The sequence below is a fragment of the Acidovorax sp. DMC1 genome (assembly GCF_056314325.1).
In genome coordinates this window covers 290,520-302,893 of sequence record NZ_JBQUYO010000003.1, presented here as the reverse complement: position 1 = coordinate 302,893, position 12,374 = coordinate 290,520, and the positions used below count along the sequence as shown (strand labels likewise).

Below are 12,374 nucleotides of genomic sequence, written 5' to 3'. Positions count from 1 at the left end.
CCGGTATGGGAAATGCGCCAGATGGTAGGCGGTGGCGCAGGGCGCAGCCATCAAAATTTTTTCGACGGCTTGCAACAAATTTCCAGCTGGGGGGTCAGGTCGCCCCGCCTTGCGCGCCAGCTACTGGGCCGTGGCCGCCAGGTCCGGCTCTGGCAACACCGCCTCGGGCTCGGCGTCGGGCCCCCGGTACAGCATGAAGCGCATGCGGCCACCACGCTTGGCCGCGTACATGGCTCCGTCGGCATGGCGCGACAACTCGTCAAAGGTACTGCCATGCTGCGGGAACAGTGCAATGCCGCCGCTGACCCCCACCCGCACCGGCTGCCCGGCCAGCTCAAAAGCAGCATCGCAGGCCGCCAGGATCTTGCGCGCCACCAGGCAGGCGGGCTCCACCCCGTCCAGCCCCGGCAACAACACCACAAACTCGTCGCCCCCTTGCCGGCACACGGTGTCGGACGCGCGCACCGCCGCCCGCAGGCGCTGGGCAAACTGCACCAGCAGGATGTCGCCCGCGTCATGGCCCAGGCGGTCGTTGACCTCTTTGAAACCGTCAAGGTCCAGGTACATCACCGCCAGCGACTTGCCTTCGCGCCGCGCAAGCGCCATCGCCAGCTGGGCGCGGTCCTGCAGTAGCACGCGGTTGGGCAGGTCGGTGAGTGCGTCGTACTGGGCCAGGTGGGCCATGCGCTCGGCCATGGCCACGGCCTCGGTCACATCGCGCAGCACGGCCACCGCACCGGTCACCGCACCATGGCGGTCCGTGATGGCGCTGGCCGTCTCCTCCACCTGGAAGCGCTGGCCGCTGGTGCGGTGCACCAGAACACCCCGCACGGGGTCCGTGGCGGCGCCTTGCTGTATCGCGGTGCGCAGCGTGTTGGGCAAGGGCTCGTCGTTGTCGGGGCTGCGCAGGCTCACCACCTCGTCCACGTTGTGCCCGGCCGCATCAAACGCCTGCCAGCCCGTGAGGCGTTCGGCCACAGGGTTGAGGTAGGTCACCATGCCTTTGGCGTCCGAGCAGACCACGGCATCACCGATGGATTGCAGCGTGAGGCGTACGCGCTCTTTCTCGTCGAACAGCTCGTTCTCCATGCGCTTGCGCTCGGTGATGTCCGTCACTTGCACAAAGAGCCCGGTGACCACGCCGCGCGCGTCGGTGTCCGGCAGGTAAGACACGATGCTGTGGCGCGGCAGGCCCTGGGGGCCCTCGTCCGTGCGTTCAAACCTTTGCGGCGCACCCGACAGCGCCAGGTCGTAGTAGGGCTTGCTGGCCGCGTAGCGGGCCTCGCTCAGCAGCTCGCTGATGTGGCGGCCCCGCACCGGTGCCGGGTAGGTGCCAAACTCCTCCAGCGCTGCGCGGTTGGCAAAGCGGTTGTGCATACCGGCATCCCAGTAGGCAATCATGGAGGGCACGTTGTCGAGGGTGGTACGCAGGTCGTGCTCGGCCTCGGTCAGGCGTACCGATACCTGCTGGCGCAACACCAGCTCCCGCACAAAAAGCAGGGCCAGCCCCAGGCAGCCCAGCATCAGCAGCACGGCAAAGCCGCCGAGCACCCAGGCGCTGCTTCGCCACTTGGCCAGGATGGTGTCGGTGGACTGGGCGACGTTCAGGATCAGCGGATAGTTGCCCACGGGCCTGAAGGAATACAGCCGCTCCACGCCATCAAGCGCGGCCGTGCCCACAAACGACCCCGAGCCCTCCGCCTGAAAGCGCAGCAGGTTGGGGGTGCCCGCAATGGTCTTGCCGACGTCAGCATCGCCATAGGGGAAACGGGAGATTACTACCCCGTCCTGCCGGAAAAGGTTGATACCGCTGTTGGCGCCCAGATTCAGCGAACCAAACAGTTCATTGAAATAGCTCAGGCGGATAGCGCCGACCACCACACCAGCAAAACTGCCGTCTGCGTTGTAGTAGCCGCGCGAGATGGGCAGGATGTTGAGGCCCGTCACCCGCGAAGGCACGGGCTTGCCGAAGAACAGCCCCTGCTGGCCTTGCTCGCGGAACGCCAGAAAGTAGTCACGGTCGGCAAAATGGGCCTTGCGGGGCACCAGGGAGCCCGAGTCCAGGATGACGTTGCCCTGCGCGTCCAGCACCAGCACATCGCCCGCGCCACGCGCGCGCAGCGAGTTGTCGAACACCACCCGCGCGCGCAGGTCGGGAGGCAAGGCCCAGACCTCGGGGCGTGCCACCTCGCGGGCCACGCCTTCCAGAGATTTGTCAAACGAGTCCAGCGACCATGCCAGGCCCTGCTCCAGGGTGCGGGCCAGGTTGGCATTGGTTTGCTCTGCGTAGCTCCACTCGTCGTTGCGAATGGTCCAGATGGTGCGCGCAAACAACGCACCAATGCCCAGAGCCACCAGCAAGGCCAGCCAGATCAGGCGGTGAGAGAAAAACTGGCGGAGCGATGGCATAGGGATAGTTTGTAACTATTTTAAACAGCCGCCTTAGCTGAGACTTAGCACCAAGGCACACCGTATTCCTCGGGATTGGCGGCGTCAATGCGCACCTGCCTGGGTGGGTGCGGCCACCACACCGGCACCGCGCACTTCCAGCCGCACCTCGTCCAGTACCGTGCCTTGGGCGTCGGTGATCTGCACCACATGCCGGCCCGGCCAGGGCAGCCAGGGCACCCGGGCCCCACGGCCCAGCGGTTTGCCGTCCAGCCGCCACTGCACCGCATCGCGCGTGGCGGTGAACTGCAGGCGCTGACGCGCGGGCGGAATGTCCGGGTCCAGCGCAATCACCGTGCCGGATGCCGGGGCAGTGATGCGCGCCGGGGCGGCTACCGAAGCCGATGCGGGCGCTGCAGGGGCTCGGGCGGCGGTTTTGGAGGTTTTTTGGCCAGATGCGCTACTGCTATATGCCTCACCAGCTATTGAATCCATAGCAAATAACGGCTGCTGCGTGCCGGGAACAAACCACTCGTCGCGCGCGGCCTCCAGCGGCTGGGGCGGCCCCGCGCCCGAAGACGGCCCCGGGCCGAACCGCACAGCCGCCCGCACCAGCCCCTGAGGGGCCTTGGGCGCGCGACTGGGCTCGCGGGCGTGCAGAAAGCCCATCACCGCCGCCCAGATGGGTGCTGCGCCGCTGGTGCCGCTAACCTCGTGCATGGCTGCGCCGCTGGCGTTGCCCACCCACACGCCCACGGTGTAACGCTCCGACCACCCCACGGCCCAGTTGTCGCGCATGTCCTTGCTGGTGCCGGTTTTCACGGCCGCCCAGAAGCGGGTGGCCAGCACGCTGTCGGTGCCAAAGGTGCGTGCGCGTGCATTGCCGTCGGACAGGATGTCGCCCACGATGAAGGCGGCGCGTGGGTCGATGGCGGACGTGAAGCGGGGCTTGGCATCGGCCGAGGCTACGGTGACCTGCCGCCCGCCGTTGGCGAGCGTGCCTGCAACAGGACTCGCCCGCCCGCCGTTGGCGAGTGTGCGGAAGGCATTGGTCAGGTGCAGCAACGGCACCTCGGGGCTGCCCAGTGCCAGGCTGTAGCCAAAGTAGTCGCCACTTTCGCGCAGCGGCATTCCGACAGCGCCGAGCTGGCGATGGAAGGCATCGGGCGTGACCATGACCAAGGTGCGCACCGCCGGCACGTTGAGCGACGCCGCCAGCGCCGTGCGCACCGACACCCAGCCCTTGAACTGGCGGTCATAGTTCTGCGGGATGTAGAGCCCCCCCGCCGTGGTGATCTGCGCGGGAGAATCCTCTACCAGCGACGCCGCTGTGAGTCGCCGCTCTGCAATCGCCTGGGCATACAAAAAAGGCTTGAGCGTGGAGCCCGGCTGGCGCAGCGCCAGCACGCCATCGACCTCGCTGGCCTGGCTGAGCTGGCCGGACGACCCCACCCAGGCCAGCACGGCGCCCGTGGCGTTGTCCAGCACCAGCACCGCGCCGTCTTCCACATGGCGCCCGCGCAGTTCGCGCAGGTGCTGCTGCAGGCTCTGCATGGCAAAACGCTGCAACGGTGCGCGCAGGGTGCTGGTCACCCGCTCGGGCACGGCGCTGTCCTTGTCCCGCTGGCGCAGCAGGTAGCGCGCAAAGTGTGGCGCCACACCCTCGCTCGCATCGAACGCGCGGCGTTGCAATGCGGCCGTAGTGAACAGGTCCAGCGCATCGCAGTCCACGCGCGCCGCCGGTGCAGCGGGCGAGACAGGGGTGGAGGGGCGCTGCTGCATGTCGCGCAGTACCCCGCAGGCACGCTGTGCCACCAGCGCAGGCCGTGCGTTGGGCGCGCGCACCAGCGCCGCTGCCACCGCAGCTTCGCGGTCGTCCAGCCCGTGGGCCGCCTTGTCAAACAGGGTGCGGCTCAGGGCGTCGATGCCCACCAGCTCGCTGCGAAACGGCACGAGGTTGAGGTACGCCTCCAGGATCTGGTCCTTGCGCCAGCGCCGGTCCAGCACCTGGGCGGCCACCGTCTGGCCCAGCTTTTGCGCCACCGTGCGTCCGCCGGGGCCCTGGCGCCAATCGCCATCCAACAGGCCGGCGAGTTGCATGGTGATGGTGCTGGCACCGCGCGTGCGCTGGTTCCACAGGTTGCCCCAGGCGGCGGCCGAGGCCGCACGCCAGTCCACGCCGCTGTGTTCAAAAAACCGCTTGTCCTCGCTCAGCACCAGCGCCTGGCGCAGCGCGGGCGACACATCGGCCAGCGGCACCCACTGGCCGCGTCGCACGGTGGCATCGGTGCGCAGGCGCTGTAGCACCTCGCCTTCGCGCGAGAGGATCAGGGTGTCCGAGGGCTTGAAGTCCGCGCGCACCTCGTCAAACGTGGGGATGGCCCAGGCGCCCGAGGCGCAGGCCGCCAGCACCAGCGCAGCGGCCTGCGTTCGCAGGCGCAAGGTGAAGAAGAAATCGAAAGGAAGGAACACAAACGCGCAGAGATAAAAAAAGCGCCCTCAGCGCGCCGCGCGCAGGCGTACGGCGTCGCACCAGCGCTGCGCCACGCTTGGCACGGTGACACACACCGCGTCGTGCGTGGCGGTGGTCACGGCGCGCTCCAGCAGCTGGATGTCGGCCTCGTGCTGGCGCGCCACATGCGGATCCTCACAAAAAACGGCGCGGTGGCAACGGCGCTCCAGCACCAGGTCGGCAATCTGCGCGTCGCCACCCAGCGGCCCGCTGTTAAAGCGCTGCACCCAGGGCTGCCCCTCGGGCCAGCCCTTGCTCCACGCCAGGGCGTTCAGTCGCTGGCCCGTGGTGCCGGTGGCCACCCGGTGGCGAAACTGCGACAGCACATCAAAGTTGCGATCGGCAAAGTCGAGCATGGCCTGTTTGCACGCGTCGTGCGCAATCAGCGCCAGCGTCTGGTTGCCATGGTCATGAAACCGGTCGGCCTGTGGGTCGGGCGCCAGCCCGGCGTGGATGCGCTCCATCTCGATCCAGTCACGTGCGCTGGCCACGGTGGAGAGAAACGGCTTGCCATGGATCACGCACTGCCGCTTGAGGGCCAGCGCCTCGGGGAAGATGGAAGAAGGGTCCACTGGGTCGGTGAGGTAAATCGCGCCATCGAGCGTGCGCCCTTCCCCCATGCCCACCACCTCTGCCACCACTTTCATCAGCCCACCGTCGCGCCCGTACGGATAGCGCACCAGCGGGCGGTACCCCTGCAGCATGCCCGCAGCGACGATGGCATCGTGCGTGCGGCCCACGGCGTGCAACCCCAGCTGCAGTTCCCGGATGCCCGCCTCGCAGGCGCGCAACCAGGCAAAGAGCGCCGCGTCTTCGGTGTGGTGGTGCAGGCGGTTGGCAGCGAGACCCAGGATCATGGCAGGTTGACTTTCTGAAAACGAAGGGATCGGAGCATCGTAAGCCCCTCACGGCTCAGCGATCGGAGTGCTCACGGTCAAACCGCCCCTCGGCCTCGGTCAGGTGGCGCAGCAGCACGTGCGAGATCAGATTGACGCCGATGCCGCCGAACACCACCGGCAGCAGGTAGAGCGCAATCGTCAGCTCGGAACTGAACCACGCATCGTCGGCCAGCGACGGCGTGCTCTTGGCCTGCGCGGCGATGGACTGCAACAGGTACACATCCACGCCCGCAATGAGCACCAGCGCCACCCCAAACCCCAGCACCGCCCAGCGCGAGATCGACCGTGTGACCAACAGCAGCGCATAGATGCCCACCGGCAGCACCAGCGAGAACCCCACCAGCAGCCAGAACCGCAGCTCCAGAAAGACGCTGAGGCTCATGGCATGAAGGCCTGGGGAGGACGATGGGCAAGGCGGTGCATGGCGGCGTTATGACAGAGTGGCGTTGGGGCGTCGCAGCTTATTTGGCCACCTGCACCTTCACCCGTGCGTTGGGCGACTCACCAAACATCTCGGGCGCATACATGGCCTCCACACGGCTCGGCGGCAGCGCAAAGTCGCCCGCGTTGTTCAGGCGCACGGTGTACTCCATCTTGACGGTGCCCTTGGGCAGGTACTCGTAGTAGCTGCGGAAGGACTCGAAGCTGCGCTCCTCGAACGCGGGCCAGCCCGCGCCGGTCTTCTTTTCGCCCTGCGTGGCGATCTCGGAGTCGCGACCCAGGCCGCTGCCCAAAATGGTGGCGCCGCCGGGGATGGGGTCGGTGATGGCCACCCAGGTCATGTCGGCTGTGGCGTTGACCTCCAGCGTCACGCGCAGCACGTCGCCGCGTGTGTACTGGCCGGCGGGCAGCGACTTGTTGGCCTGCTCCACCGGGGTGATGGTCTTCTTGATCGCATAGCCTGCCGCGAACGGCGCCTTGAGATCGATGGCCGCCACCGACTGCAGCGTGAGCCACGGCTTGCCCGGGCCCTGGTGCGTGACGGCCAGCTGCTCCTTGCCGCCCGTCTTGCCTGCAGTACTAGACCATGGCAGGAACATGCCGTTGTTCTTCAGGTTGCCGGGCGATGCGGGCGCGCCAAACCAGGTGATCTGGTTGGGAGCGCCGGTGGCGTCCGATGCCTTCACGCGGTCCACCTTGCTCCAGTCCACGCTGGCGGTGTTGCCGCTCATGCTGGCCTTGGTGGTGCCCGACACGGGTGTGGCCTCGAACTTGGCGCTGAATTTTTCCAGCGCCAAGCCGCCCCACAGGTTGGCCGTGGTGGTGTGCCAGGCGCCCGCCTGCTGGCGGCTGATGAAGCCGTTGGCCAGGCGGCCCATGTCGTCCTTCCAGGCCGGGTCGTCCATCACGGCCAGCATCAGGCGGGCGGTGTTCACGTCGCCGTTCTGCATCAGCCACCACCAGTAGTCGTCCTGCTCGGTGCTGAAGATGAGTTTGGTGCCCTGGTACGACAGGCGGCCGCGCAGGATCTGCATCGCCTCGGCCAGGCGCTTGTCGCGCTCGGGCACATCGGCCACACGCCTCAATACATTCACCCAGTCGATCACCGTGTGGGTGGGCCACTGGTTGGGCGCGATGGTGATGCTGCTCACCATGCGGCCCTGGGCCTTGCCGTAGCGCGACAGCGCTTCGAGCGCGGCCACCTTGCGCATGTCCAGGTCCTTGCGCGGGCTCCAGAAGTTGCGCTGGATGCGGCCTTCCACAAACGCGATCAGGCCACGCTCCATGGGCGCGCGGGCCTCGTCGGGCAAGGCAAACGCGGGGTTGATGCTGGCGGCCTCGTGCGTGGCGGCCAGCACATAGGCCGTGAGGGTGTCGCTGCCCCGGTTGGCGTCGCCGTCGCGCGGCGGGAAGTAATTGGCCAGGCCATCGCTGTCGAGGTAGGTGGGCAACTGCGCCACCACGGTCTGCCACAGCGCGCCGTCGCGCAGACCCACGGCCTTGCTGGTCTTTTGCTCCAGGCAGGCAAACGGGTAGCGGGCCCACCAGTCGCGCACGCCGGGCAGGCCTTCGGCCAGCTTGGGCTGCAGCGACATCTTGAGGCCGCCCCGGCCGGGCAATGCGTCAGCGGGTGGGTTCACGTCGAGGTTGTAGCTACCGTCCACCTGCACCAGTGTGGCCTGCTGCACCGTGAGCGGCACCGCCTGCACGATGCGCTGGCGGGCCTTCAGCGCGTCGCGGGCGCCGCTGACCTGGTCCTTGGCTTCGATCTCCCACAGGATGGCCTCGGCGCGCGTTTGCGCCAGCTGCGCGGGGGCGGTCACGTCCCAGGCCACCTCGCGCGCCTCTCCGGCCGGGATGTCGATGGTCTGCGGCTTCAGGTCCAGCAGCGTGGCGCGCGGCGCCACCTCCACCTTCATCGCGGCCTTGGTGGTGTTGCGCAGCGTGATCTGCGCGCGGAACTGGTCGTCCTCGCGCACCAGCGGTGGCAGGCCGCTGATGATCTGCAGGTCTTGCGTGGCACGGATGCTGGTGCTGCCGGTACCGAACAGGCCGGTGGACGCATCGGCCACCGCCACGATCTTGAAGGTGGTCAATGCGTCGTTGAGCGGCACGGTCACCTTGGCCTGGCCGTTGGCGTCGAGTTTGAGCGCGGGCTCCCACAGCAGCAGGGTGTCCAGCAGCTCGCGCGTGGGCGACTTGCCCCCACCGCCGCCAGCGGGCACAGCCTTCTTGCCGTAGTGGCGCCGGCCGATGATTTCCATCTGCGCGGTCGATGTCTCCACGCCCCAGCTGCGGCGCTGCAGCATGGCTTCGAGCAGGTTCCAGCTGTTGTTGGGCATCAGCTCCAGCAGGGCCTGGTCCACAGCGGCCAGGGCCACTTCGGCATTGGCGGCGGGCTTGCCGCCCGGCAGCGTGGCGGTGATGGTGACCTGGGCCTTGCCGCGCACGGCATAGCTCTCCTTGTCGGCCTGCACCTTCACATCGATCTGGTGGGCCTGCGTACCCACGCGGATTTCAGCCACGCCCAAGCGGTATGCGGGCTTGGACAGATCCACCAGCGCCGTGGGCGCCTGGTATTCCTTGCCTTCGTACCAGAACGAGTTCCACCACTCGCGCGGCGCCTTGAAGCCCCAGGTGAAGAAGCTGTACCACGGCACCTCGCGCAGGCGGCCGCGCAGGGCCAGCACGCTCACGTACACATTGGGTCCCCAGTCGGGCTGCACCTTCAGGCTCACCGTGGGGTCCTGGCCGTTGAGCTGCACCACCTGCGTGTCGATGATGCCCTCGCGCTCCACCGCCACCAGGGCCGTGGCAAAGCGGAACGGCATGCGCACCTGGAACTTGGCGGTCTCGCCGGGCTGGTAGCTCTTCTTTTCGGCCAGCAGGTCGATGCGGTCGTGGTCTTCGCCGCCAAACCACAGCTCGCCCTGGCGCGTCACCCACACCGACGACGCGGCCACGCTGGTGTTGCCGTCTTTGTCGGTGGCCGTGGCCACCAGCTCCACCTCGCCCGCCTCGTCGAGCTTGGCCTCGCACAGCAGCAGGCCGCGCGCGTCGCTTTTGCCGGTGCACAGCGTGCCCAGGTCTTTGGTTTCGGTCTGGTTGTCGTAGCTGTAGAAGCCGCCCACCATGCGTTTGCGCGTGGTGGTGGTGATGCGTGCCACCGCCTGCACCTGCAGCGAGGTGTCGGCCGCCGGCTTGCCGTTGTGCTGCAGCGCCAGCGCCTGGAAGCGAATCTTCTGGCGCGCAGACACCCAGCCTTCGGTCTTGATGCCCGCGACCACACCGGCAGGCCACAGCGTCTGCGTGCTGCGCAGGGTCTGCACCTCGCCATTGGGGTCGGCATAGGTGGCCTCCAGCAGCAGCTCCTGCGGCTGGCGGGCCTGGGGCACGTTGTCGATGGTGACCTTGCCCGCACCGTTCTTGTCCAGCGTGAGCGGCAGCTTGTCGGCAATCACGCGCGCGTCCTGGCTGGCGGTGGCTTCTTCGTCGTCGCTGTTGGCGTTGCTCTGCTCGCGCTTGCGGGGCGGGTTGAAGCGGAAGGTGTCGTAGTCGCTGAACTCCAGGGACTTGCCGCGCACCAGGGCCGACACGCGCACCGGCAGGTTGGCAGCGCCGCCACCGGCCACGTAGTTGATCTGCACGTCGGTGGGCACCGAGCGCACGCGCACCAGCGCCTTTTTCTCGACCGGGGCGATGCGGCCTTCCAGCACGGGCAGGCGGAACTCCTCCACGCGGAACGAGCCCGACGCCAGGCTGCCATTCACCGTGCCGTTGCCCCCCAGCTCGACCTGGTACACGCCCAGCTTGGCCGCGGGCGGAATCGCAAAAGTGCTTTGCGCACTGAGCCCGCCGGTGGCCGTGCCGCGCCACACCAGGGGCTGGGTGAACTGCTGGCCACTGCCCAGGTGGGTGATGACGAGGGTGTCGGGACGCGACCCCGGCAGGGCAAAGCCCTGGCGCGTTTCGGCGCGCAGCAGATGCTTCATGGACACGGTTTCGCCCGCACGGAACAGCGTGCGGTCAAAGATCGTGTGGGCGCGCTCGTCCGGCGATGGAGACCGGCTGGTGGGCACATTGAAGCGCCAGGGCTCGATGCCGCGCTGCCAGTCGCTCCAGGTGAAGGCCATGTCCTCGACGCCATCGCCCCCCTTGTGGCGGGCGCTCACAAAGTACGACTGGCCGACCTCGTCCTCAGAATTGGAATTGCAGCCCGGCGGCTCGGGCGAGAGCCCTTCGATGCGGGCTATGCCCTGGGCATCGGTGGTGGCGTTGGCCAGTTCGTTGCCCCGGCAGTCCGACACGCGCACTGTGGCGCCCTGCACGGGCTGGCCCTTGTCCAGCGTGGTGACCCAGGCCATGGCGTTTTCGCGGCCGAGCTTGAAATGCACCTCCAGGTTGGTCACCAGCGCCGAGGTGCGCACATACATCGTGCGGCCTTCGCCATGGCGGTCGTCCAGCAGCGAGGCGCCGAGCTTTTGCGACGCGATCTCCACCACATGGAAGCCGGGCGTGAGCGGAATGCCCACCACCTCGAACGGACGCGGGTCGTTGCTCGCGGGCTTGGGCAGGTCCAGCGTCTTGACGCCGCCCTTGCCCGCCAGCAGCGACAGCATGCGCGACTGCACGTACTCCTTGTCGTCATCCAGCACCTTGGGCAGGGGGCCGGTCACGTCTTGGCGCGCCTGCTTGCGGTTCACCACATAGTTGTCGTAGCGCTGCACCTTGCGGAACCAGGCAATGATGTCCGCGTCGGTGCGGGGCTTGAGCGTGCTCACCTTGCCCGCTGGCGCGCTGGCTGTGGCGGTGCCCGCCTGCAGGCCCTGCACACGCAGGGCAGCCTCCACGTTGCGCAGCGTCACGGGCAGCAGCGCAGGCGGGTTGTCCGATGCGGGGCCTTCGGCAAAACGCTCCACGATGCCAAACGGCGCTGCCGCAAACTTGGCCAGCGGCGGCATGCCGCCGGTGGACACCTTGAGCGGGAAGTTGTCCGCATTGCGCAGCGGGCGGCCCGAGGCGTCCTTGAAGTCCTTGGGCAGCTCGATGGTGAAGGCCGTGTTCTCGGCCAGCGGCGCATTGAACTGCAGGCTGTTGACCAGGGCATCGGCCTGGGCGCCTTCTGCGCCGCCGTCGATCTGGGGCTTGAGGGTTTCCTTGGCGGACTTGAGGCGAATGGCCGCGGCCAGCTTGCGCGGCACGGGCGCATTGAACGACAGCATCATCGGCCGGATGGGCAGGCAGGCCGCCTGGGCGTTTTCACGCTCGCAGTTGAACTCGGCCGAGAACGGCTCGCGCACCTTGAAGTCGAAGCGCTTTTCCACCGTGTTGGCCACGCCGCTGGGCGTTGCCACGCCCTTGCCGAACACGATCTGCATGCGCGAGCCGGAGGTGAACCGGCGGTTGCAGGCCAACGTGGCAAACGACAAGGGGTCGCGTGCGGCGTCTTTCTCCAGACCCAGGCCCTTGAGGATCTCGGCGCGCTGGGCTCCTTCGATCAGGCGCACGGGGATGCGCTCGCCCACGCCTTCGGCCGTGCACCACACGTTGGCCTGCACGCTGGCCGTGGTGGCGGCGCCGTTGAGGAACAGCACAAAGAACTGCTCCTCGTCGATCTGCTCGTAGGTGCTGGGGCGGAGGTTCTGCACAAACGGCCCGCCGCTATTGAACTGATAGCTCTTGGCGCCCGTCAGCTCTGCGCCAGCGGCCGATTTGAAGCCTGGCTTGACGCTGGCGGTGCATCGCACGCCCGGCGGCAGGTCGCGCTCGAAGTCAAACACCCACTCGCGCTCGCCGGTCCAGCGGCCCGTGCCCTTGGTGACGCTGGCGTCGCTGCAGCTCAGGCTCAGCGGCGCGGGCGCCTTAGGGTCGCCGAAATTGACCGCAGCACTATCGAACTTGGCCACCACCTGGCGCACGCGCGCCACCTCGCCCTGGGGCGAGAAGCTGGTGATCTGCAGGGCCTGCGCCCCCCAGGCCACCAGAGACAGGCTGGCGGCCAACATCCATTTTTTTGCGTTCACGCTATCCCCTCCGAAGGAACCGGCAAGCGTAACAAAGTGCCATGTCGCGCGGGTGTGTGTTGCAAGCACTTACGTATCGAGCGGGCCGGTGGGCATCTCCTGTGCATGACG

General features: G+C 67.7%; 5 protein-coding genes. All 5 read right to left on the bottom strand.

Annotation, left to right across the window (positions count from 1 at the left end):
* Positions 1–120: 120 nt before the first annotated feature.
* The gene (locus ACT531_RS08640) at positions 121–2,409 is read right to left on the bottom strand and encodes a bifunctional diguanylate cyclase/phosphodiesterase (RefSeq protein WP_476017158.1); all 2,289 of its coding nucleotides are present in this window, start codon (positions 2,407–2,409) and stop codon (positions 121–123) included.
* 84 nt (positions 2,410–2,493) lie between these two features.
* Positions 2,494–4,860 (bottom strand): penicillin-binding protein 1C, encoded by a 2,367-nt coding sequence (pbpC, locus tag ACT531_RS08635; protein ID WP_476017157.1) that lies wholly within the window; start codon positions 4,858–4,860, stop codon positions 2,494–2,496.
* 27 nt (positions 4,861–4,887) lie between these two features.
* Entirely contained in the window at positions 4,888–5,757 is an 870-nt protein-coding gene (locus ACT531_RS08630; RefSeq protein WP_476017156.1) for a methylglyoxal synthase, read from the bottom strand.
* A gap of 55 nt (positions 5,758–5,812) precedes the next feature.
* The gene (locus ACT531_RS08625) at positions 5,813–6,181 is read right to left on the bottom strand and encodes a hypothetical protein (RefSeq protein WP_015013149.1); all 369 of its coding nucleotides are present in this window, start codon (positions 6,179–6,181) and stop codon (positions 5,813–5,815) included.
* 79 nt (positions 6,182–6,260) lie between these two features.
* Positions 6,261–12,245, bottom strand: a complete 5,985-nt coding sequence (locus ACT531_RS08620) for an alpha-2-macroglobulin family protein (RefSeq protein ID WP_476017330.1) — start codon at positions 12,243–12,245, stop codon at positions 6,261–6,263.
* Positions 12,246–12,374 lie beyond the last annotated feature (129 nt).